Origin of the sequence: Polynucleobacter sp. MWH-Loch1C5 (assembly GCF_018881775.1) — a bacterium.
GTDB lineage: Bacteria > Pseudomonadota > Gammaproteobacteria > Burkholderiales > Burkholderiaceae > Polynucleobacter.
In genome coordinates, this window is sequence record NZ_JACVPR010000001.1 from 1,198,489 (window position 1) to 1,219,866 (window position 21,378).

General features: G+C 46.4%; 23 protein-coding genes. 13 read left to right on the top strand and 10 right to left on the bottom strand.

Annotated features, from left to right (window positions below; genetic code table 11):
• Positions 1-23: 23 nt before the first annotated feature.
• Together ICE94_RS06080 and ICE94_RS08495 are read left to right on the top strand one after the other, a co-directional pair.
• On the top strand, positions 24-893 hold the full coding sequence (locus tag ICE94_RS06080; RefSeq protein ID WP_216859831.1) for an NAD(P)H-hydrate dehydratase: 870 nt from the start codon (positions 24-26) through the stop codon (positions 891-893).
• Between the two features lie 47 nt (positions 894-940).
• Positions 941-1,075 (top strand): hypothetical protein, encoded by a 135-nt coding sequence (locus ICE94_RS08495; RefSeq protein ID WP_255539097.1) that lies wholly within the window; start codon positions 941-943, stop codon positions 1,073-1,075.
• Positions 1,076-1,158: 83 nt separating this feature from the next.
• On the opposite strand, the gene ICE94_RS06085 is transcribed toward ICE94_RS08495, so the two are convergent.
• From ICE94_RS06085 to ICE94_RS06095, 3 genes are all read right to left on the bottom strand, one after another.
• Complete coding sequence (locus ICE94_RS06085; protein ID WP_216149842.1) at positions 1,159-1,626, bottom strand: DUF2147 domain-containing protein; 468 nt, start codon at positions 1,624-1,626, stop codon at positions 1,159-1,161.
• Between the two features lie 104 nt (positions 1,627-1,730).
• Entirely contained in the window at positions 1,731-2,246 is a 516-nt protein-coding gene (locus tag ICE94_RS06090; RefSeq protein WP_216149845.1) for a chorismate lyase, read from the bottom strand.
• 7 nt (positions 2,247-2,253) lie between these two features.
• A complete protein-coding gene (locus ICE94_RS06095; protein WP_216149846.1) occupies positions 2,254-3,582 on the bottom strand; it encodes a DEAD/DEAH box helicase in 1,329 nt (442 codons plus the stop codon).
• A gap of 262 nt (positions 3,583-3,844) precedes the next feature.
• On the opposite strand from ICE94_RS06095, the gene ppa reads away from it, so the two are divergent.
• The 3 genes from ppa (at position 3,845) to glnK (ending at position 6,447) form a co-directional block, all read left to right on the top strand.
• Positions 3,845-4,378, top strand: a complete 534-nt coding sequence (gene ppa / locus ICE94_RS06100) for an inorganic diphosphatase (RefSeq protein WP_216149848.1) — start codon at positions 3,845-3,847, stop codon at positions 4,376-4,378.
• A 66-nt stretch (positions 4,379-4,444) separates the two neighbouring features.
• On the top strand, positions 4,445-6,061 hold the full coding sequence (locus ICE94_RS06105) for an NAD+ synthase (protein WP_216149850.1): 1,617 nt from the start codon (positions 4,445-4,447) through the stop codon (positions 6,059-6,061).
• Positions 6,062-6,108: 47 nt separating this feature from the next.
• Entirely contained in the window at positions 6,109-6,447 is a 339-nt protein-coding gene (gene glnK, locus ICE94_RS06110; RefSeq protein WP_216149852.1) for a P-II family nitrogen regulator, read from the top strand.
• A 12-nt stretch (positions 6,448-6,459) separates the two neighbouring features.
• Here glnK and leuE read toward each other — a convergent pair whose 3' ends face one another.
• Positions 6,460-7,107, bottom strand: a complete 648-nt coding sequence (leuE, locus tag ICE94_RS06115; protein WP_216149854.1) for a leucine efflux protein LeuE — start codon at positions 7,105-7,107, stop codon at positions 6,460-6,462.
• An 18-nt stretch (positions 7,108-7,125) separates the two neighbouring features.
• Positions 7,126-8,082 (bottom strand): thioredoxin-disulfide reductase, encoded by a 957-nt coding sequence (gene trxB / locus ICE94_RS06120; RefSeq protein ID WP_216149856.1) that lies wholly within the window; start codon positions 8,080-8,082, stop codon positions 7,126-7,128.
• A 51-nt stretch (positions 8,083-8,133) separates the two neighbouring features.
• Between trxB and ICE94_RS06125 the strand changes: the two genes are divergently transcribed.
• The 5 genes from ICE94_RS06125 (at position 8,134) to ygiD (ending at position 13,807) form a co-directional block, all read left to right on the top strand.
• Positions 8,134-10,446 (top strand): DNA translocase FtsK, encoded by a 2,313-nt coding sequence (locus tag ICE94_RS06125; RefSeq protein ID WP_216149859.1) that lies wholly within the window; start codon positions 8,134-8,136, stop codon positions 10,444-10,446.
• A gap of 3 nt (positions 10,447-10,449) precedes the next feature.
• Positions 10,450-11,112 (top strand): outer membrane lipoprotein carrier protein LolA, encoded by a 663-nt coding sequence (locus ICE94_RS06130; RefSeq protein ID WP_216149861.1) that lies wholly within the window; start codon positions 10,450-10,452, stop codon positions 11,110-11,112.
• 24 nt (positions 11,113-11,136) lie between these two features.
• A complete protein-coding gene (gene serS / locus ICE94_RS06135) occupies positions 11,137-12,453 on the top strand; it encodes a serine--tRNA ligase (protein WP_216149863.1) in 1,317 nt (438 codons plus the stop codon).
• A gap of 198 nt (positions 12,454-12,651) precedes the next feature.
• A complete protein-coding gene (locus ICE94_RS06140) occupies positions 12,652-12,933 on the top strand; it encodes an HU family DNA-binding protein (protein ID WP_216149865.1) in 282 nt (93 codons plus the stop codon).
• Between the two features lie 103 nt (positions 12,934-13,036).
• Positions 13,037-13,807 (top strand): 4,5-DOPA dioxygenase extradiol, encoded by a 771-nt coding sequence (gene ygiD, locus ICE94_RS06145; RefSeq protein ID WP_255539100.1) that lies wholly within the window; start codon positions 13,037-13,039, stop codon positions 13,805-13,807.
• On the opposite strand, the gene ICE94_RS06150 is transcribed toward ygiD, so the two are convergent.
• Complete coding sequence (locus ICE94_RS06150) at positions 13,804-14,619, bottom strand: SAM-dependent methyltransferase (RefSeq protein WP_370623779.1); 816 nt, start codon at positions 14,617-14,619, stop codon at positions 13,804-13,806. The genes ygiD and ICE94_RS06150 overlap by 4 nt on opposite strands.
• Positions 14,620-14,686: 67 nt before the next feature.
• Here ICE94_RS06150 and ICE94_RS06155 point away from each other — a divergent pair, with 67 nt between their 5' ends.
• Together ICE94_RS06155 and nadB are read left to right on the top strand one after the other, a co-directional pair.
• A complete protein-coding gene (locus tag ICE94_RS06155; protein ID WP_216149870.1) occupies positions 14,687-16,291 on the top strand; it encodes a peptide chain release factor 3 in 1,605 nt (534 codons plus the stop codon).
• Positions 16,292-16,312: 21 nt separating this feature from the next.
• Positions 16,313-17,926, top strand: coding sequence for an L-aspartate oxidase (gene nadB / locus ICE94_RS06160; RefSeq protein WP_216149872.1), 1,614 nt, complete (start codon positions 16,313-16,315; stop codon positions 17,924-17,926).
• Position 17,927: 1 nt separating this feature from the next.
• Here nadB and nadC read toward each other — a convergent pair whose 3' ends face one another.
• Positions 17,928-18,785: a carboxylating nicotinate-nucleotide diphosphorylase gene (nadC, locus tag ICE94_RS06165; RefSeq protein WP_216149874.1), complete on the bottom strand. Its 858-nt coding sequence runs from the start codon at positions 18,783-18,785 to the stop codon at positions 17,928-17,930.
• Positions 18,785-19,897 carry a quinolinate synthase NadA gene (gene nadA / locus ICE94_RS06170; protein ID WP_216149876.1) on the bottom strand — a complete coding sequence of 371 codons (1,113 nt, stop codon included), beginning with the start codon at positions 19,895-19,897 and terminating at the stop codon, positions 18,785-18,787. Before nadA ends, nadC begins: the two co-directional genes overlap by 1 nt.
• 147 nt (positions 19,898-20,044) lie before the next feature.
• On the opposite strand from nadA, the gene ICE94_RS06175 reads away from it, so the two are divergent.
• Entirely contained in the window at positions 20,045-20,476 is a 432-nt protein-coding gene (locus ICE94_RS06175) for a polymer-forming cytoskeletal protein (RefSeq protein WP_216149878.1), read from the top strand.
• A gap of 65 nt (positions 20,477-20,541) precedes the next feature.
• Here ICE94_RS06175 and ICE94_RS06180 read toward each other — a convergent pair whose 3' ends face one another.
• Both ICE94_RS06180 and ICE94_RS06185 read right to left on the bottom strand, forming a co-directional pair.
• The gene (locus ICE94_RS06180) at positions 20,542-20,973 is read right to left on the bottom strand and encodes a polymer-forming cytoskeletal protein (RefSeq protein WP_216149880.1); all 432 of its coding nucleotides are present in this window, start codon (positions 20,971-20,973) and stop codon (positions 20,542-20,544) included.
• A 17-nt stretch (positions 20,974-20,990) separates the two neighbouring features.
• Positions 20,991-21,338 (bottom strand): polymer-forming cytoskeletal protein, encoded by a 348-nt coding sequence (locus ICE94_RS06185; RefSeq protein WP_216149882.1) that lies wholly within the window; start codon positions 21,336-21,338, stop codon positions 20,991-20,993.
• Between the last annotated feature and the right edge of the window lie 40 nt (positions 21,339-21,378).

Sequence of the window (21,378 nt, forward strand, 5' to 3'; positions counted from 1 at the left end):
CTTTTGATTAGTGTTGTGAGTATATGACGATTTCAATAGAGCAATTACCTGTGATCAATGCCTATGAGCTGCGTTCACGATTATGTCGAGGACCGCTAGAACACAAAGGTCATGGTGGTCGTGTTGTGATAGCGGGTGGCGCCAACGGTATGCAAGGAGCCATTCTGCTCGCTGGCCGCGCGGCACTACATCTGGGGGCAGGCTGGGTTCATCTACAAACCATTGATGACGCAACTGCTTTGCTCCATGAACAAGCTGAACTCATGATTCGTCAATGGCAGCCCAGAGGACTCTTGCAAGAGACCGCTGATGTTTATGCGGTGGGCCCTGGTTTAGGTCAATCTGCTCGTGCCTATGAGCTTTTGGTGGAAGCATTAAGCTTACCCCAGCCCCTTATTTTGGATGCTGATGCACTTAATCTTTTGGCGGTGCATGAGGAGAGTATGCGCATGCTCCAGGCTCGCACAGCCACGACGATTTTGACGCCACATCCTGGTGAGGCGGCTCGCCTGCTAGGCTGCCAAGTGGCTGATATTCAAAATGAGCGACTTCAAAGCTTGCATACTTTAGTCCAAAAAACCAATGCCTACGTAGTACTAAAAGGTCATCAAACTCTAGTGGCAGGACCGCAGCGACCCGCTCAGGTATGTATGCAAGGCAATTCTGGGATGGGTATTTCTGGCATGGGAGATGTTTTGACTGGCATATTGGCCGGTATTATTGCCCAGGCCAAGTATCATCAGCTCTCTATTGAGGAGGCTTTATTGCTGGCCGTCCAAATTCACGCTATGGCCGCCGATTCCCTAGTGCAAAAAGGCATAGGCCCATTAGGTTTAACCCCGAGTGAGGTGATTCTAGAAGCCCGCTATTTGATAAATGTCAAATCGAGTTAAATTTCATGGGATAATGCGTCATTCGCTATTTTTTATGGGAGCTAATGATGAATGAGTGGCATTCCGAGTCGAAAGACGAAATCAACAAGAAAATTATCACAATGATTGTGATGTTAGCCATCGCAACATGCTTGGCGATTTTGTTTGCTCTGGCAGCAGCCCATATCGGTTACGTACTGTAACTCGCTAGCACATAAAAAAATACCGCCTTTTCAGGCGGTATTTTGTTTTGTAGCTCAATAATCCAGTATTGGATTTATTTAGATTACTGCTCTCTCACCCAAGTTTGAGTGCGACCAATCAAAGAAATACCGATAAAGCCACGTACCTCTAATTTTTTACCATCTTCGGTAGCGACTTTCACTTTGTAAATTTTTCCTTCTTTAGGATCTAAGATCTCACCACCGGACCAGTGGCCTGCCTTGTCCTTTTTGAGACCCGTCATGATTTTCATACCAACAATCGGTTGATCTTTACGGTGATCGGTACAGGCATTGCAATGTGTCAATGGCTTCTCATTAGGGTTGGGGAAGGTTTGCATAATGGTACCTTGCAGTACGCCACCTACTTCTTCAACTTTCACAATTGAACGTGCCTGACCTGTTTTGTCATCAATCGTTTTCCACTGACCAATCACTGGGTCGGCAGCTTGGGAAAATGCAGCTTGGCTGAAGCCACCGATGGCAATGGCCAGGGCGCCTGCTATCACTAAGTTTGTTTTTAAAGATTTCATATAAGCCTCCTCGTTTTTCGTAAGCATAGGGGCAGCTGATTTTTTTTGCTAGTGAGTACTTTCCATTAATGAAAGTGAGGGCATCACTCACTAGGGCTAGTGTGCTAACGGACTTGAGATAGCCTAGCTAGTAAATGAGGTAAGAAAATTTCCGTAATCAGAATGGGGTGACCCCGTAAAGAGTAGACCGTGCGACGCGCCCAACCCAAATTTTTAAAGTAACTGATTTGACGCTGCAAAATGGGGGGATTCTTTTTGTTAAAAAGCACTCCACCTAAGGGTTTGCTTCCTAGTTGTAGGATCTCACGATTAACGCCTGTGGAGCTAGCGGTCGGTAAAATGCTACGCGCTAATACCAAGGGTTCATCTTCTGCCACTGATAGGTAGACTTCGCGTACACGAGCTCGCTGAAGTTGAGCTTGGAGAAGGCTGGCTTCATGGGCTTGTACAGTTTGTCGGCCGTCATGGAGCACTTGAACCTCAATTTTCCGACCGAGCGTTTCTTGTAAACGTTCGGTCAGAGAGTATGGGTAATTCAACCAATCACGCCAAACTCGAGGCACTTGTTGCAAGTGAGCATGAGTTAGATCTTGCCAGCTACGATCTAAGCCGTACTTCATAAGCAATTTAGTTGCTAAAGCTGCGTTTCTGACCTGATGACTGACCTGACTTACCCGATTGCATAAAGCGCGGACCCTTGGGTTTGCCAAAGCCACCCGATTTTTTTGCTTCGCGGTGTTGTCCAAAAGATTTACCACCACGCTTATCGCCGGGGCGATGCATTGGCTTTTTCGGTTTTTCTTTAGGCTCTAAGCCTGGAATAATTTCAGCCTGGAGTGGTTGTTTGGTGTAGTGCTCAATCGCACGTACTTTGACGCGCTCGCGATGCTCAGCCAATGTAATGGCTACACCACTACGACCGGCGCGACCGGTACGACCGATACGATGCACGTAATCTTCAGCTTTCATGGGTAGGCCAAAGTTGATCACATGAGTAATCGTTGGAATATCTAAGCCGCGGGCTGCTACATCAGTCGCAACTAGAATTTTTGTCTGACCTTTACGTAATGACATGAGGCGACGATTGCGAACTGCTTGTGGCATGGCGCCATGCAAGGCAGTAGCAGAGTGACCTGCGGCACGTAATTGATCGGCAATCATTTCGCTGTCTACTTGAGTGCTAGCAAAAACTACTGCTTGTTCCATCGTCGGATCGGAGAGCCAATGATTGAGGAGGGCATGTTTATGCGATACACCATCAGCCCAATGCAAAGTTTGAGCAATATTTTCATGCTTATCTTGGGCGCTAGCTAATTCAATACGTTGCGGTGCTTTCATGAGGCTCTCAGCCAGTTGCATGATTCTAGGTGCAAAAGTAGCAGAGAACATCAGAGTTTGCTGACGCTCAGAACATAATGCGTGGATAGCTTCGATGTCTTCTTGGAAGCCAAGGTCCAACATACGATCTGCTTCGTCAGCGACTAAATATTGCACTTTATTTAAGCGAATAGCGCGACTGTCATGTAAATCAAGCAAGCGACCCGGTGTGGCAACGACTAGGCTGGCACCTCTAATTTGTGCGATTTGTTTGCCATAGGGCATGCCGCCCATGATGGTTGCAATACGAATTCCTTTGCAAAACTTCACTAAATTAATAGCATCATTAGCTACTTGTTGGGCGAGTTCACGAGTTGGGCATAAAACGAGTACCTGGGGTTCTGCACGACCAGGAACTGGTTTGTTATTCGGGTTTTTTGCCAATAACTGATGGAGTAAAGGCAAGAGAAAGGCAGCCGTTTTGCCGCTACCTGTTTGGCTGCTGACCATCCAATCACCGCCTTCGAGAGCGTGCGGAATAATCTGTGCTTGAACAGGTGTAGGGGTTGTAAATCCAAGAGCCTCAGTGGCTTGGAGCAATGGCTGGGCAAGACCCAGATCCTTAAATGTCATGGTCATATCATCTGCGCTAGCGGTCTAGCGCCCTTTTTTGTGTGCGATCTATGGGCATCGACCTACAGACAAAAAAGATTGAAGTATGAGTTCAGAGAACTTATGACTGGGGACGATGTTTCAAACTACCCCGCTATTATGCCACACTTCGGTATTAAAATGTTGCATTGCAAGAATACAAAGCCACAGTACCCAGATTTGTCAGGGAGCCGTGAGTCAGCTTTGATAAGATGCACAGGTTTAAATACCCACCCATTTTGGAGAGAATATGAGCTTAAATAATGTGAGTCCAGGTTCAAAAGCCCCTGATCAGTTCAACGTCATCATTGAAATTCCAATGAATGCTGATCCAGTGAAATATGAAGTCGATAAAGAATCTGGTGCAATTTTTGTGGATCGTTTTATGGGCACAGCAATGCATTACCCATGTAACTATGGCTATATTCCACAAACATTGTCACAAGACGGAGATCCTGCCGATGTGCTCGTGATTACTCCATTTGCCTTACCTCCAGGGGTTGTTGTGACATGCCGTCCTTTGGGTGTCTTGAATATGGATGACGAGTCTGGTGGTGACGCCAAATTGGTGGCTGTCCCGACCGAAAAAATTCTGCCTTTGTATAACCATATCCAGAAGCTAGAAGATTTGAACCCCTTAGTGACTCAACAAATTCAGCACTTCTTTGAACACTACAAAGATCTTGAAAAAGGTAAGTGGGTCAAAGTGAAGGGTTGGGATGGTATTGAGGCCGCGAAGAAAGAAGTGGTCGAGAGTATTGAGCGTTATAAGAGCGGTCAATAAAGTCAGCCTAGCGGGAGTTCTTAGGAATTCTTAGCATCAGGATGGAGGCAATGGGATAATAAAACCATGCCTCCATTTTTTATTGCTTGCTCACAATCGAACCCTGTCCTTGGAGATTTTGCGCAGAATGCGCAATTGATCTTAGCTGCCGCGCAAAAAGCGCACGAGCAGTCAGCTAAAGTCCTAGTCACCCCTGAGCTATCGCTCACAGCCTATCCTCCAGAAGATTTATTACTCAGAGAATCATTTATTGCGGCATCTGATGCAGCATTAAAAAAGCTCACTCTGGATTTGGCAAAGTTTAAAGATCTACATGTCTTGGTGGGTCATCCCCATCGTAGTTCACAAGGTTTGCAAAATTGTGTGAGCGTTTTGCTAAATGGGCAAGTGATCACACGTTACGCTAAACAGAAATTACCTAATCACGAGGTCTTTGATGAGGTCCGATATTTTGTCCCTGGGAATGAGGCTTGTGTATTTGAGGTCGAGGGTAGGCGTCTAGGCATCATTATTTGTGAAGATGCTTGGCATAGTGGCCCGGCAGCACAAGCAAAACACCAGGGCGCCGAGATTTTATTAGTGCCTAATGCCTCTCCTTATCACATGGAAAAGCAAGGAGTACGTCAGGCGGTCATTCAAGCGCGCTCTTTGGAGTTGAATATACCCGTCGTGTATGTCAATGCAGTCGGGGGGCAGGATGAATTAGTCTTTGATGGCGGGTCATTTTCCCTTGATCAAAAAGGTCAGCTCATTGCCCGTCAGGCTTCATGGGTTAATGCCGATTATTTGCTGGAATGGCAGGCACATGGAGCCTGCGGTGACATTCATCCTGTAGCGCAGTCCGTGGAGCAAGATGTCTACAGTGCTCTAGTCTTAGGTGTACGTGATTATGTAAGCAAGAATGGTTTTCCGGGTGCCATCATTGGACTATCAGGCGGTGTTGATTCCGCTTTAGTGCTTGCCATCGCTGTCGATGCGCTGGGTGCTGACCGTGTACGGGCAGTCATGATGCCCTCGCGCTACACCGCAGATATCAGTTGGATCGATGCGCGAGAGATGGCCAAACGTCTACAAGTCCAATATGACGAATTAGCGATTGCTCCTATGGTCGATGCTTTTGAGGCTTCTTTGGCTGAGGAGTTCAAATCATTACCGGTGGATGTCACTGAAGAAAATATTCAGGCACGTATTCGTGGTACTTTGTTAATGGCACTATCTAACAAAAGTGGTCGAATTGTCCTCACCACTGGCAATAAAAGTGAGATGGCCGTGGGATATTGCACCCTCTACGGGGATATGGCCGGGGGTTTTGCGGTGATTAAGGATGTAGCCAAAACCTTGGTCTATCGTCTTTGCCATTACCGTAACGCAATCGCTCCTGTTATTCCTGAGCGCATCATCACACGGCCCCCATCTGCGGAGTTAAGGCCTGATCAAAAAGATCAGGATAGTTTGCCCCCTTACGATATTCTTGATGCGATTGTTGAGCGCTATATGGAACAAAATGAGGCGATAGATACGATCATTGCGGCAGGATATGCTCAGGAAGATGTTGAAAAAGTGACTCGTCTCATTAAGATCAATGAGTACAAGCGTCGCCAGGCCCCGATTGGTGTCAGGATTACCGCTCGAGCCTTTGGCCGTGATTGGCGTTACCCCATCACGAATCGTTTTCGTGCCTAGTGAACTTATGCCTGCGATTCGGTATGATTGATAAAAAGGAGATTGATATGAAACAAATTACCGCTGTAATTAAGCCATTTAAGTTAGATGAAGTGCGTGAGGGTTTGGCTGATTTGGGTGTAACAGGTCTCACGGTGACAGAGGTCAAAGGTTTCGGTCGTCAAAAAGGTCACACTGAGCTTTACCGTGGTGCTGAGTACGTTGTGGATTTCTTGCCTAAGGTCAAAGTTGAGGTTGTGGTGGCTGATGATCGTGTAGAAGCTGTGATTGACTCAATCGTGAAATCAGCGCATACCGGCAAGATTGGCGACGGTAAGATTTTTGTAACACCTGTAGAGCAGGTGATTCGTATTCGTACTGGTGAGACGAACGAGTCAGCTATTTAAGTAGGGCACGTTTTATTGAATCAGCCAATGCCCTGCAAAGGCAATAAACAGTAAACCGGTACTACCTAATACAGCGCTGTAGATCGCGGGCCTCTGACTGAGGCCCGTTGCTATTTTCTGACCCAAGATAATTAAGCAGCTCAGGTAAGCGATGCTAACAATTTGTAGAACCACGCCTAATATCAAGAATGAGAGGGCGGGTTGAGAATAGCTTGGGTCTACAAACTGTGTAAAAAATGAAATGAAAAAGGCAATCGCCTTGGGATTGGTGAGCGATAAAGTGAGTGCCGTTCGAAGGGCGGGTGTATTGACTGCCCAAGATCTCGATGTTGCTGGCGTTTTAGCTTGAAGTTTTTGATAGGCGCTCAATAGCAGTTGTAGACCTATGAAGCCCAAATAAAGGGCACCTAGCCAACGTACGATGGCATAGACGCCAGGCGCGTAACTCATCAGAGACGCTGAGCCTAATGCTGCTAGGATCATTAATACAGTATCGCCCAGCACAATGCCAGCAGCAGCTGCCCAAGCCCGCGCGCGATTTTGGCTTAATGCTTGAGCGAGTACATATAAAGAGTTAGGCCCGGGTAAAAGCACGATAAAAATCGTGCCTAGAAGATAACTCGAGAAATTCAGGACGCCGAAGGTGTGAAGACCTTCCATCAGACGTCCTGAAAGTGATTAAGCAAGGCTTTCTAGATAACGTTGCGCATCAAGCGCAGCCATGCAGCCCGTTCCTGCAGATGTGATTGCTTGGCGATAGATGTGGTCTTGCACATCGCCTGCTGCAAAAACACCAGGAATATTCGTGGCAGTCGCATTACCACTTAAGCCAGAGCGAGTTTTGATATAACCGTTTTCCATATCAAGCTGGCCCACGAATAAATCGGTATTGGGTTTATGACCAATCGCCACGAAGATGCCTTTGAGAGCAATTTCTTTTTTCTGGCCATTAGCATGCGCAAGGCGCACCCCTGTGACGCCGCTTTGATCGCCTAATACTTCATCAAGCGTACTATGCCATTCGATCGCCACTTTACCTTCGGCAACCTTGGCCATGAGGCGATCAATCAGGATAGGTTCAGCGCGGAACTTATCGCGACGATGAATAACAGTGACCTTATTGGCAATACCTGCTAGATAGAGGGCTTCTTCGACCGCCGTGTTACCGCCACCAATCACGCAGACATCTTGATTGCGATAGAAGAAACCATCACAGGTTGCACATGCCGATACACCTTTGCCCATAAAGGCTTCTTCACTCGGTAAGCCTAGGTATTGGGCAGAAGCACCGGTGGCAATAATCAGAGAATCACAAGTGTAAGTGCCAGCATCACCGATCAGTTTGATGGGCTTTGCAGTCAGTTCAGCGGTATGAATATGGTCAAAAATAATTTCTGTTTTAAAGCGCTCTGCATGCTCTAAAAAGCGTTGCATGAGTTCTGGACCCTGCACACCATGTGGGTCGGCCGGCCAGTTCTCAACCTCGGTCGTGGTCATTAATTGACCGCCTTGGGCCAAGCCTGTAATTAAGGTGGGGCTCAGGTTCGCGCGGGCTGCATAAACGGCCGCGGTATAGCCTGCTGGGCCCGAACCAAGAATTAGTAGTTTTGAGTGTTTAGTCGTAGTAGTATTCATAAGCACATTATAAGAGTGCTGACGTTTTTTGTTGATTACAATCTAACGAATATGGCACGAATAACACCTTCTACCCAGTCTAGCTCTGGAACTTCTATAAAAACTGAAGCAGAACAACGTTTTGCTCGTTTAGTCTGGGAGGTTAAGTGGTTAGCCTTTATGGCTTTGACCGTCGCCTTGTTTGCCATTCTATTTACTTACAGCAAAACTGACCCCGCTTGGTCACACGCCAATCAAGTAGCAACAATTTCTAACCTTGGCGGACGCGTAGGTGCATGGATCGCAGACTTGATGCTATATGTTTTCGGTGCCTCAGCCTATTGGTGGGTGATTTTGCTCTTACGCCGTGCAATGAGAGGCTGGCAAGAGCTTAATGCTTTGAAGTTGCCAGGTCAGTCTTTGGCCCCTGAACCTTTTTGGCCTCGCTTTTTCGGTTTTGGTCTGACGCTGTTTTCGTCGATGTGTCTCGAGTCGATTCGGATGCACAGTATGACGATGGATTTACCAAGACCACCTGGCGGTGTTTTAGGTGAACTCTTCGGGGATCCTTTACAGATGGCGATAGGCTTTACTGGCTCCACCTTATTATTACTTGTCACTCTGGCGATCGGCTTATCTTTATTCTTAAGATTCTCATGGTTAAGCTTGGCGGAGCAGATGGGGCGCCAGTTGGAATTGTTATGGCGTCGTGTTCGTGAGCGTCGTGAATCTGAGGCTGATCGAAAAATTGGTGAGGTAGCCGCAGAGGAGCGTGAAGAGCACGTTGAAGAAGAGCGAGTAAAGATTGAAGATGCGCCACCGGTACCCATCTATCGCGCGCCGCTAAAGGTTATTAAAAGCGAACGAGTAGAGCGTGAAAAACAGCAACCGCTCTTTGCAGAAATGGCGGATACGGCATTGCCACCCCTTTCTTTATTGTTAGAACCCCCTGAAGTGAAAGCTGAATCGATTTCTGCAGACACTCTAGAGTTCACTTCACGTTTGATTGAGCGAAAACTCAAAGAATTTAATGTGGAGGTCAAGGTCATCTCAGCCCATCCAGGGCCGGTGATCACCCGTTATGAAATTGAGCCTGCGGTGGGTGTTAAAGGCAGTCAGATTGTTAATTTGCAAACCGACCTCTCACGTGCTCTTGGGCTTGTCAAAGTGCGTGTCGTTGAAACAATTCCGGGTAAAACCTGTATGGGCATTGAGTTGCCTAACCCCAATCGTCAGTCTGTTTATCTCTCTGAGATTTTGGGCTCGCGGGTATACAACGATAGCCATTCTTTATTGACTTTATCTTTAGGTAAAGACATCGCTGGTTTGCCCATCGTTGCAGACCTGGCCAAGATGCCCCATTGCTTGGTGGCCGGTACGACTGGTTCAGGTAAATCGGTCGGTATTAATTCGATGATCTTATCTTTGCTCTACAAAGCAAAGGCAGATGAGGTGCGTTTGATCATGATTGATCCGAAGATGCTCGAGATGTCGGTATACGAAGGTATCCCTCATCTTTTGTGTCCGGTCGTCACAGATATGAAGCAGGCTTATAACGCTCTTAACTGGGCTGTTAATGAGATGGAGCGACGCTATAAGCTGATGAGTAAGTTTGGGGTACGTAATTTGGCTGGTTTTAATAAAAAGATCATGGAAGCCGAAGAGCGGGGCGAGCATTTATATAACCCATTTAGTTTGACGCCAGACGATCCAGAGCCTTTGCATAAGGCACCATTGATCGTGATCGTGATTGATGAGCTCGCTGATCTGATGATGGTAGTTGGTAAGAAGATTGAAGAGTTGATTGCGCGCATTGCACAAAAAGCACGTGCTGCAGGTATCCATTTAGTTTTAGCTACCCAGCGTCCGAGCGTCGATGTTATTACGGGCTTAATCAAAGCTAATATTCCGACTCGTATCTCATTTCAGGTGAGTGGCAAGATTGATAGCCGCACCATTTTGGATCAACAAGGCGCGGAGAGTTTATTGGGTATGGGGGATATGTTGTATATGGCTCCTGGTAGTGGTCTGCCCATGCGTGTACATGGTGCTTTTGTGACAGATGAAGAAGTGCATGCGGTGGTTAGTTGGCTCAAAGAGAAAGCCGGCGAGCCTAAGTACATTGACAGTATCTTGGAGCCGCAAAGTGAGTCAGATGCCGTGGGCGGTGCAGAGGCTAGTGGAGAGGCCGATCCGCTGTACGACGATGCCGTCAAAATTGTTCTGGAGAACAAGCGTGCTTCGATTTCTTTAGTACAACGTCATTTGCGCATTGGTTACAACCGTGCCGCACGTATTCTTGAGGATATGGAACGTGCTGGCTTGGTTTCAAAGATGGGTAGCAACGGTAACCGAGATATTTTGGTCAAAGGACCAGAGCACTAATTCATGCCTCAATTGATTATTTGGCTTATTAGCCTTGTTGCCCTATTCAGCGCTTCTGTAAAAGCTCAAACTCAAGCAGATGGCATTACCCAGCTCAAACAATTTTTATCTCAAGTGCAGTCCGCTGAAGGCGAGTTTGAACAACAGCAATTAAGAGCTCCCCGAGCGGGTGAAGATAAGCCCAAAGTACTGCGTAAAAGTTCGGGGCGTTATGTATTCAAGCGCCCTGGACAGTTTCTTTGGGAGACACAAAAACCATTTGCACAAAAAGTGATATCCAATGGTCAACAGATCTTGATCTGGGACCCAGATTTAAATCAATTGAGCATCCGCCCGATTGCTAGAGGTTTAGCAGCGAGTCCTGCAGCGCTATTATTTGGTGAGCAAGCTTTAGAAAATAACTTTGATCTCATCTCTGGTGGTGAAAAAGGGGGGGTGCAGTGGGTTGAATTAAAGCCCAAAGGTGATGCCGCTGCAGTACAAAATTATGTACGCCTCGGTTTGGGTTTCAGTGATGGCCTACCTCGTGCTTTAGAGCTACATGACAATTTTGGAGTAGTCACCATCATCGGACTAGGTAAAATGAGAATCAACATCAATGTGGAGGCTCAACAATTTAAATTTGAGCCTCCCAAAAACGCAGAAATTCTTAAGTTAAATCAGTAGTACTAGACCAGCCCAAGCCCTTATATGATTGATATTCAGCTCCTTAGAAAAGATTTAGATGGCGTTGCCCAGCGTTTAGCTGCTCGTAAGTTTGAGCTTGATACTCAAACTTTCAGTCATTTAGAGTCTGAGAGAAAAATAGTACAAAGTCGTACAGAAGAATTGCAGGCCAAGCGCAATCAGTTGGCCAAAGCGATTGGTATGAAAAAAGGTCAGGGGCAGGACGCTAGTGCCGAAATGACCGAGTCTGCAGCAGTGAATGCTGAGCTTCATCAGTTGACAGAAAAGTTGACAGTTTTGCAGTCACAGCTCAACGATTTCCTGATGAGTATCCCTAATCTGCCAGATACATCTGTACCCCATGGTAAGAGTGATGCAGACAATCAAGAGGTTTTGCGTTGGGGCACTGTACCCAGATTTGATTTTCCTATTAAAGATCATGTGGATATTGCCACTGCTTTAGGACTGGATTTCGATTCAGCCACCAAAATTACAGGTTCACGTTTCGTGGTGATGCGTGGGCAAGTCGCTCGTTTGCACCGTGCTTTGATTCAGTTGATGCTCGATATGCATACGGCTAAAGGTTATACCGAGCTCTATGTACCCTATATCGTTAATGCAGAATCCATGCGTGGGACTGGGCAGTTGCCTAAATTTGAGGCTGACTTATTCAAAGTGCCAAGACGGGTTGGTGGTGATGATCAAGATGCGGCTAGTGATGCAAGCTATGAAAACTTTTATCTCATTCCAACCGCTGAAGTACCTGTCACTAATTTGATGCGAAACACGATTACGACGGCTGAGGACTTGCCACAGCGATTTGTGGCGCATACCCCCTGTTTTCGTTCGGAGGCAGGTAGTTACGGGCGAGATACGCGCGGCATGATTCGCCAGCACCAATTCGAAAAGGTTGAGTTAGTGCATATTTCTAAACCAGAAGATTCGATGGCTGCCCTAGAGCAATTAACTCAAGACGCTGAAGAGGTTTTAAAAGTATTAGAACTCCCTTATCGCAAAGTCCTTTTGTGTACTGGTGATATGGGCTTTGGTAGCACGAAGACTTACGATTTAGAGGTTTGGTTGCCAGCGCAAGACGCTTATCGCGAAATTAGTTCTTGTTCCAATATGGGTGATTTCCAGGCGCGGCGTATGCAAGCACGCTATAAGCAGGGACAGGCGAAACCGGAACTCGTTCACACACTCAATGGTTCTGGTTTAGCAGTGGGGCGCACGGGTGTCGCAATTTTGGAAAACTATCAGCAAGCTGATGGTAGTGTGAAAGTTCCAAAAGCCTTACAAAAATATATGGGTGGCATCGAAGTTCTCGCGCCATCGACTTAATTTGCTAGTTTTTAGTGCGAAATCTCCCCGCTATGCACCATTTTGTTTAGGTAAAACCCTAAAGATGCTTTAAAAATATGGCTTGCCGGTGAGAATTTGTGTTTTAATCTAACCGTTACAAGTTGTGTTGATCTAATAATAAAGAGACGATTAATACCCATTTGTACAACCCCCAGTTTTAATGTTGAAAGGTGAATAATGAACAAAGCTGAATTAGTTGAAAAAATTGCAAAAGATGCTGATATCTCTAAAGCTTCTGCTGAAAGAGTATTGAATACATCCATTGATGCCATCATCAAGGCTGTTACTAAGGGTGACAAAGTACAGTTGATCGGTTTCGGTACATTTGGTTCTGGCAAGCGTGCTGCACGTACAGGCCGTAACCCAAAGACTGGCGAAGCCATCAAGATTGCTGCTGCTAAGACTGTGAAATTCACAGCTGGTAAGGCTTTCAAAGATGCAGTGAACAAGCGCAAGTAATTCTTGTATGCTCTGTAAAAAGGCTGCTCCAAGTGAGCAGCTTTTTTATTGCCTAAAATGGGCCGATGAAGCTTTTTTTTGATATCTGCGTATGAGTCATTTGATGCCCGCAGTATTTATTGGCCATGGCAACCCAATGTATGCCATTGAGCCCAATCGCTATGCGCAAGCATGGCAAGCATTATCAAGCCGTATAGCAAAGCCTAAAGCGATCTTAGTCATTTCCGCGCATTGGTTAACGAGTCAAACTTGGGTGACAGCGATGACGCAGCCACCTACTATCCATGATTTTTCAGGGTTTCCTGAGGCCTTATTTAAAGTCAGCTATCCTGCACCCGGATCGCCGCAGCTGGCTAATCAAGTGGCTGACTTATTGAGCCCTACAGAAGTCATACTAGAAGAGTTTGAATGGGGTTTAGACCACGGTGCTTGGGCGCCACTCCTACACATGTACCCCAATGCTGATATACCTGTGGTGCAATTAAGCTTAGATGCTCGATTAACGGGTGCGCAGCATTACGCCTTGGCTCAACAACTCAGACCCTTGCGTGAGGCGGGCGTCCTTATTGTGGGAAGCGGTAATGTTGTCCATAATTTGCGAGTCATTGATTTCACGCAAGAAAAAATTTATCCATGGGCTGAAAGATTCAATACCTATTTTCGTCAGAATCTATTAGCCCATCAGCATCAAGCTTTAATTAATTTCCAAAACTTTGGTCAAGATCACGTTTTGGCAGTACCAACCTTAGAGCATTATTGGCCTGCGCTGTATGTCCTTGCTCAGCAAGCTGATATTGAGCCGGTGAGCATCATTGTTGATGGGATAGATGCGGCTTCTATTAGTATGCTGTCATTCGTAGTAGGGCAGGTTTAAGCAAAGCGCGCGGCCAGTGCAGTCAAGCCGATCTCTTCTAGTATGCGATCTTTGCGGCGCGCTGCAGATGTCCCTGAGCTACCTCGGTAGCTGGCAATAATGAGTTCATTTTTCATTGAATGTTCCCAGCCAATTAATTCTGTGACGGTCACTTCATAGCCATGGGATTCGAGTTGTAAGCAGCGCAGCACATTGGTGATGTGGCTGCCAAATTCTCGGGTATGTAAAGGTCTGCGCCAGATTTCAGAGAGTTCATTTTTTAATTGATGGCCTTTAGTTTGGCGCAAGGCTGCAGCGACTTCAGCCTGACAGCAGGGTACTAAGACCATGAATTTAGCTTTTTTCTCAAGGCCAAAACGAATCGCATCATCGCTTGCTGTATTGCAAGCATGTAAGGCAGTCACAATATCTACTTCTTGCGGGATTGCGGGGTGTTTCTGGGCTTCAGAGCTTAGACAGTCAATAAACACCATATTCTTAAAGTTCAGCTTTTGCGCAAGGTCTTGAGACTTTTTCACCAAATCAGAGCGACTATCAATGCCAATAATCTGGGATGGATTTTTTTGTAATTTACAAAATAAATCATTAAGCAAAAAGCCCAAATAGGATTTGCCGGCGCCATGATCGACCAAGGTCATATGCCCTTTCTCCAAGCATTCACGCATGAGTGGTTCAATAAATTGAACTAGATGAAAGACTTGCTTGAGTTTGCGACGGGAGTCCTGATTCAATTTGCCATCGCGCGTGAGGATGTGCAGCTCTTTTAACAATTCCACGGACTGGGTGGGTAAAACATCATATTTCTCGGTCACTGGGTTATCTTTCTGGCTTGCGCAGGCGCTGTCCACTAAACTATAGGGCTTACTAGAAGTGAATATTATGACAATAAGCTCCGATATCGCCAAGGAAGTAGCTCGCCGCCGTACTTTTGGCATTATTTCCCACCCTGACGCTGGTAAAACAACGCTGACAGAAAAGCTCTTGATGTTTTCAGGGGCGATTCAATTGGCGGGTACGGTTAAGGCACGTAAAAGCGGACGTCATGCGACTTCAGACTGGATGGAAATTGAAAAGCAAAGAGGAATTTCCGTGGCCAGCTCAGTCATGCAGTTTGAGTACCGTGATCATGTAATTAATTTATTAGATACCCCAGGCCACCAAGACTTTTCGGAAGATACCTATCGCGTCTTAACGGCGGTGGATTCGGCATTGATGGTCATTGATGCTGCCAAAGGTGTTGAAGAGCAAACCATTAAGTTATTGAATGTATGTCGGATGCGACATACTCCCATCATTACATTTGTGAATAAGATGGACCGCGAGACGCGTGATCCTATGGAGCTCATGGATGAGCTAGAGTCGATTCTCAAAATTGAATGTGCACCAGTGACATGGCCTATCGGGATGGGTAAGAATTTCCGTGGCGTCTATCACTTAATTCGTGATGAAATCCTACTTTTTTCTCCTGGTAATGACCGAGCTGATCAAGAATTCGAGTTAGTCAAAGGCATCGACAACCCCAAACTACATGAGTTATTCCCTGACGAGATGGCGCAGTTACAACTCGAAGTCGAGCTAGTGAGAGGTGCATCGCATGCATTTAATTTGGAGCGTTTTTTAAACGGTATTCAAACTCCTGTTTTCTTTGGTTCGGCGATCAACAACTTTGGTGTTCGAGAGATTCTGAATGCCCTCTTAGATTGGGCGCCGGGGCCTCGTGAGCGTGATGCTACGGTGCGCGTGGTTAAGCCTCAAGAAAATAAGTTCTCAGGCTTTGTCTTTAAGATTCAAGCCAATATGGATCCAGCACATCGTGATCGCATTGCTTTCTTACGAGTGTGTTCCGGACGTTTTGAGCGGGGCATGAAGATTAACCATTTGCGTATTGCGCGTGAGGTCAAGGTATCCAATGTGGTGACCTTCATGGCTTCATCACGTGAGCAGGTAGAAGAAGCTTACGCGGGGGATATCATTGGTTTACCCAATCACGGCAATATGCAAATTGGCGATAGTTTTTCTGAAGGTGAAATGTTGCAATACACCGGTATCCCATTTTTTGCACCTGACTTTTTCCGTGTCGCCAGAATTCGTAACCCCATGAAAATCAAGCAACTCCAAAAAGGTCTACAACAACTCGGTGAGGAAGGCGCTGTTCAAGTGTTTCGACCTGTCAATAGCAGTGATTTGATTTTGGGAGCGGTGGGGGCTTTGCAGTTTGAAGTCGTGGCCAGTCGCTTACTGAATGAATATGGTGTGGATGCTGTATTTGAAAACTCCAGTATTCATTGCGCACGTTGGATCAGTTGTGAAGATAAAAAAATACTGGCTGACTTTGAAAAATCATCAGCAGGCCATCAATTAGCTCATGATGCGGCTGATAACTTAGCGTTTTTAGCGACCTCTTCTGTCAATTTGCGTGTCACCCAGGAGCGTTGGCCACAAATTGTCTTTCATGAAACGCGTGAACATTCAGCAAAACTCTAAATCATTGAAGATAATCGTGTAATGGCTGCTACTGAACAACCGATTGTAGTTATAGGCGCAGGTTTAGCCGGATTAACTGTGGCTTTAGAGCTCGCAGAAAAACATACCGTCATTCTTTTGGCCAAAAGACACTTAGAAGAGTCTGCCACCGCCTGGGCGCAAGGCGGTATTGTGGGCGTGATTGATGAGCAAGATAGTGTCGATGCTCATGTTAAAGATACAGTTGAGGCAGGTGCGGGCTTGGTCGTTGAGTCGACCGCGCGCTATATTGCTGAGCAAAGTTCCTTGGCGATTGATTGGTTGATTGAGCAGGGGGTGCCCTTTACCCCAGATCCTGAAGGCCCTAAGGGCTTACATTTGACGCGTGAAGGTGGGCATAGCTATCGACGTATTGCCCATGCAGCCGATGCTACGGGTTGGGCGATTCATCAGGTTTTGTTAGCTAAAGCAAAACAACATCCACGCATTCAGATTCGTGAAAAGTGTATGGCTTTAGATCTGATTACGAATAAGCATCTTGCTGAGCAAAAAAAATCTAGCAAAGCACAAGCTTGTTATGGCGTTTATGCATTAGATATTGAAAAGGGGCAGATAGAGACCCTCGCTGCCCAAGCTGTTGTTTTAGCAACAGGTGGTGTGGGTAAGGTTTATCGTTACACCAGTAACCCTGAAACTGCTACTGGTGATGGCATTGCCATGGCTTGGCGGGCAGGTTGCCGTGTAGGCAATATGGAATTTGTTCAGTTTCATCCTACTTGCTTGTATCACCCCCAGGATCGAACTTTTCTCATTACCGAAGCCTTAAGAGGCGAAGGGGCTCAGCTCAAGTTACCCGATGGCACGCGATTTATGCCACACCATGATGCCCGTGCTGAGTTGGCTCCGCGGGACATTGTGGCGCGTGCTATCGATTTTGAAATGAAAAAGCATGGTCTTGATTATGTGTTGCTAGACGCCACGCATTTAGGCGAGCAAAAAATTAAAGAACATTTCCCCAATATTTATGCAAGATGCCAGGCTTTGGGCATTGACATAGCCAAAGAGCCTATTCCAGTGGTGCCTGCGGCGCACTATACCTGTGGAGGAGTAGTTACCAACTTACAGGGTCAGACTGATTTACCGGGTCTTTATGCGGTGGGTGAGGCCACCTATACGGGTTTACATGGCGCCAATCGTCTAGCAAGTAATTCATTGCTCGAGTGTGTTGTGATTGGCAAAGCAGCAGCACGGCAAATTGATCAAGAAAGCCCGCATGTACAGCCTGCTATCTTGCCCTGGGATGAGTCGCGCGTCGAAGATGCCGATGAAAGTGTTGTGATTGCCCATAACTGGGATGAGTTGCGTTTGTTGATGTGGAACTATGTGGGCATTGTGAGAACTAATCGGCGTCTTGAGCGTGCTTTACACCGTATTGAGCTTCTCCAAAGTGAAGTGCAGGAGTATTACTCTAACTTTAGAGTGAGTCGTGATCTATTGGAATTGCGTAATCTTTTGACCTGTGCAGAATTGATCGTACGTTCAGCGCTCATGCGTAAAGAGAGTCGTGGCTTGCATTACAGCCGTGATTATCCGCAAAGCTGGAGCGTTTCTTACCCAACAATTCTGACGCCGATGCCCAAATCAAAAATAAATTAAATTAGGCCATCACCCTTAGTGAATAATCTGTGGCGGCCACGTCTTTGGTGAGCTTGCCAATCGAAATGCGATCGACTCCTGTGGCGGCTATCTCGCGGACCTGGACTAAGTCGACGCCCCCAGAAGCCTCTAGCAAGGCACGACCTGCGGTCAGTTGGACAGCTTCGCGCATTTGATCGGTAGAAAAGTTATCTAAGAGAATGCTGGTTGCGCCGGCATCTAGGGCTTCCTTCAGTTCAAGAAGATTTTCTACTTCAATCTGAATACTGACAGGGGCATTGAGTGCCTGAGCTTGTTGAAGTGCTTGAGTGATGCCACCCGCAGCTGCAATATGATTTTCTTTGATCAAAATGCCATCCCATAAAGCAAGGCGTTGGTTTTGACCGCCGCCGACCGTCACTGCGTATTTTTGTGCTTGTCTGAGCCCGGGCAAAGTTTTTCTAGTATCTAAAATATGACAACCATGAGGATTGGGGCTAGCACCTTCAATCGCTTTTACATAAGCGTGCGTGATTGTTGCGGTTGCTGAGAGGGTTTGTAGAAAATTGAGGGCGGGGCGTTCAGCTGATAAAAGCGCGCGAGCACGTGCTTGAATAAAACATACTTCACTGTTGGCCTGCATGGCATCACCTTCACGGTAACGCCATTGAATCTGAGCGTCTTGATCGAGTGTTTTTAGACAAGCCTCAAACCATGCCACACCACACAAGATGGCGTCTTCGCGTACGATTAGTCGAGCCGTTTTGAGGTCATCCGGTACTAATTGAGCGGTATAGTCGCATAGACCAATATCTTCAACCAATGCTTCACGAACATTGCGTTCAATAGCGGCCGACAGGGTTTCATTACTTTGGTACATTAGGCCGCTCCAATGTTTTTAACAAAGCCGTGCTGAGCTTGTGCCAATAACTCGGGATGGTCTTGGGTAAATTGCAACATTTTTTCTATACAATTTTTAGCATCCACTCGAATCGATTCTGGGACAGTGATTTCGCCCTTGCCTGTATCTAGACTATGCAAAATACCTTCTAGACCATTCATCGCCATCCAGGGGCAATGAGCGCAACTCTTGCAGGTGGCACTATTCCCAGCAGTTGGAGCTTCAATCAATGTTTTATGAGGGGCCAGCTGCTGCATACGATGCAAAATACCTTTGTCTGTGGCCACAATAAAACGTGTCTCTGTGCGGTCTGTTACCGCTTTAATCATGGCTGAGGTAGAGCCAACCACATCTGCTAGAGCGACGACGGCAGCAGGAGATTCAGGATGAACTAAAACGAGGGCGTCAGGATATTGCTCTTTGAGCAACTCTAATTCTTGGGCTTTGAACTCATCATGCACAATGCAATGCCCTTCCCAGAGCAATATATCAGCACCCGTTTGCTCGGCAATATAGCGACCCAAGTGACGGTCAGGTGCCCATAGTATTTTTTTACCTTGTTGCTTGAGGGCATAAACAATCGCTAGGGCGCATGAGCTAGTGACCATCCAATCGGCTCGCGCTTTGACTGCGGCACTGGTGTTGGCATAAACCACTACTTCACGATCTGGGTGGGCATTACAAAATGCCTCGAAGTCGTCCGCTGGACATCCTAAGTCGAGTGAACAGGTCGCGTCTAAGTCGGGCATGAGCACCGTTTTCTCAGGACTCAGAATTTTGGCGGTTTCGCCCATAAAGCGTACGCCCGCCACGACTAATTTTTTTGCCGGATGATTTTTACCAAAACGAGCCATCTCTAAGGAGTCAGCAACGAAACCCCCTGTTTCCCAAGCTAAATCTTGGATGTCTGCATCGACATAGTAATGTGCGACTAAAACAGCGTTTTGCTCCTGCAATCGCTCTTTGATCTGAGCTCGTAAGATTGTTTTTTCTTCTAAAGACAAAGGGCGTGGTACTTTTGCCCAAGCCTGAGCGGTACAGCTAATTCCCTGGGCATTTTGTAAGGGATATTCGTAAATTTCTTGGTTCATCGTTGAATCTTAAGGATATTTTGATACTGTCCCTAGGGCAAATTGGAAAATGTAATGTTCAATAGGTATATTGTCCCTTACTTAGTAAAATTCAACTAGAAAAACAAGAATATTGATACAGTACCAACAGGTACGAGGAGAGTAGATATGTTTGGTAAGCGCAACAAAAACAATTTATTAATGCCTAGCCAAGAGCGCTTTGACACGCTCATTGGCAAGAGTTCAGAGATCTTTGGTCGTATGGCCGTTGGTGATAGCCTACGTATTGACGGTAAAGTGGTCGGCAATATCGAGAGCATGCCAGAGGCGAAGGTCACTGTAGCGATTGGTATCGATGGTACTGTGATTGGCGATATTTTTGCTCATCGAGTCATGGTTGCAGGCAAGGTAGAGGGCAATATTTACGCAGCGGAGCGTGTCGAGTTTCATCGCTCAGCCTCTGTGAAGGGTGATGTCACCTATGGTTCTATAGGTATTGAGCATGGTGCGCAAATTGTTGGTTTGATTATTCAAGGTGCTGATCGTGAACCTGCTACTCAAGCTCAATCAGTGATTGCCTCTGCAAAAGATAAGCGTTAATTTTTAGTTCACAGTAGAAAAATAAAAGGGCTCATGAAGAGCCCTTTCTTATTGAGTGAGCGTTTTTATTTACGCTTTAAATCACCCTTGACGGTGCCGCCTCGCTGAATCGTAATGCTGGCATAGGATAGTTTGCCATCTACTGTAGCGCGACCGCCAATAACCAAGTCACGACAGTCGATGGTGCCTAGTAGACGACCTTTGACGTTGATGCTATCGGCATTCACTGTGCCATCAACTAGGCCGTTAGCGCCAATCAAGAGGGTCTGCACCGATAGGTTTCCTTTAAATGTGCCATCGACTGTGATGGAGCCGCCTGATTTCATATCCCCAGTAAACTCAAAACCTTCGCTGATGATAGAAGGCTTGAGCATATTGGATCCAGAGCTCGTAGGAGTTTCTACCTGAGAAAGATCTAGGTTTTCAGCAGCTTCTTGGCCACTCTGGCTGTCATACTCATTTGAACCGTCTTCTGGTTTTTTGTTGTTGCCAAACATACGCTTCTCCAAAAGTCTTAAGCGGCACTATAGCCGTTATCGTTTTTCTGTAGTGAACCTTGTAAGTCCCCACCTTTTTCAATCTCAATTTCGGCGTATTGCACTGAGCCAATTACTTTGCCGGTAGAGCGGATAAATAAAGATTTGCGAGAAGTGAGGTTTTCATGAATTTCGCCACGCACATCAACAACGTCAGCGGTGACCTTACCCTTCACAACGCCTGTGCTACCGACTAGGATTTCACGCGCTGTGAGTTCACCTTCGATGGTTCCTGAAATAGAGGCGATATCGGGCACAACAAAGTTACCGGTTAGTTTGACGCCTTCACCGACTGTCAAGCAGCCGTTTTGGTTATTTTCCGCCATATTCTTTCCCTATTTAATTGGTGGTATAAATTAAAGCTTC

Bases quoted from the DNA above. Each gene is read 5' to 3' on its own strand.
- nadB (WP_216149872.1), top strand. From the start codon at position 16,313: ATGGCTGCTACTGAACAACCGATTGTAGTTATAGGCGCAGGTTTAGCC.
- ppa (WP_216149848.1), top strand. From the start codon at position 3,845: ATGAGCTTAAATAATGTGAGTCCAGGTTCAAAAGCCCCTGATCAGTTC.
- ICE94_RS06130 (WP_216149861.1), top strand. From the start codon at position 10,450: ATGCCTCAATTGATTATTTGGCTTATTAGCCTTGTTGCCCTATTCAGC.
- ICE94_RS06125 (WP_216149859.1), top strand. From the start codon at position 8,134: ATGGCACGAATAACACCTTCTACCCAGTCTAGCTCTGGAACTTCTATA.
- ICE94_RS06180 (WP_216149880.1), bottom strand. From the start codon at position 20,973: ATGTTTGGCAACAACAAAAAACCAGAAGACGGTTCAAATGAGTATGAC.
- ICE94_RS06155 (WP_216149870.1), top strand. From the start codon at position 14,687: ATGACAATAAGCTCCGATATCGCCAAGGAAGTAGCTCGCCGCCGTACT.
- ICE94_RS06105 (WP_216149850.1), top strand. From the start codon at position 4,445: ATGCCTCCATTTTTTATTGCTTGCTCACAATCGAACCCTGTCCTTGGA.
- leuE (WP_216149854.1), bottom strand. From the start codon at position 7,107: ATGGAAGGTCTTCACACCTTCGGCGTCCTGAATTTCTCGAGTTATCTT.
- nadC (WP_216149874.1), bottom strand. From the start codon at position 18,785: ATGTACCAAAGTAATGAAACCCTGTCGGCCGCTATTGAACGCAATGTT.
- ICE94_RS08495 (WP_255539097.1), top strand. From the start codon at position 941: ATGAATGAGTGGCATTCCGAGTCGAAAGACGAAATCAACAAGAAAATT.
- ICE94_RS06140 (WP_216149865.1), top strand. From the start codon at position 12,652: ATGAACAAAGCTGAATTAGTTGAAAAAATTGCAAAAGATGCTGATATC.
- ICE94_RS06080 (WP_216859831.1), top strand. From the start codon at position 24: ATGACGATTTCAATAGAGCAATTACCTGTGATCAATGCCTATGAGCTG.
- ygiD (WP_255539100.1), top strand. From the start codon at position 13,037: ATGCCCGCAGTATTTATTGGCCATGGCAACCCAATGTATGCCATTGAG.
- nadA (WP_216149876.1), bottom strand. From the start codon at position 19,897: ATGAACCAAGAAATTTACGAATATCCCTTACAAAATGCCCAGGGAATT.
- ICE94_RS06095 (WP_216149846.1), bottom strand. From the start codon at position 3,582: ATGACCATGACATTTAAGGATCTGGGTCTTGCCCAGCCATTGCTCCAA.
- ICE94_RS06175 (WP_216149878.1), top strand. From the start codon at position 20,045: ATGTTTGGTAAGCGCAACAAAAACAATTTATTAATGCCTAGCCAAGAG.
- ICE94_RS06090 (WP_216149845.1), bottom strand. From the start codon at position 2,246: ATGAAGTACGGCTTAGATCGTAGCTGGCAAGATCTAACTCATGCTCAC.
- trxB (WP_216149856.1), bottom strand. From the start codon at position 8,082: ATGAATACTACTACGACTAAACACTCAAAACTACTAATTCTTGGTTCG.
- ICE94_RS06185 (WP_216149882.1), bottom strand. From the start codon at position 21,338: ATGGCGGAAAATAACCAAAACGGCTGCTTGACAGTCGGTGAAGGCGTC.
- glnK (WP_216149852.1), top strand. From the start codon at position 6,109: ATGAAACAAATTACCGCTGTAATTAAGCCATTTAAGTTAGATGAAGTG.
- ICE94_RS06085 (WP_216149842.1), bottom strand. From the start codon at position 1,626: ATGAAATCTTTAAAAACAAACTTAGTGATAGCAGGCGCCCTGGCCATT.
- serS (WP_216149863.1), top strand. From the start codon at position 11,137: ATGATTGATATTCAGCTCCTTAGAAAAGATTTAGATGGCGTTGCCCAG.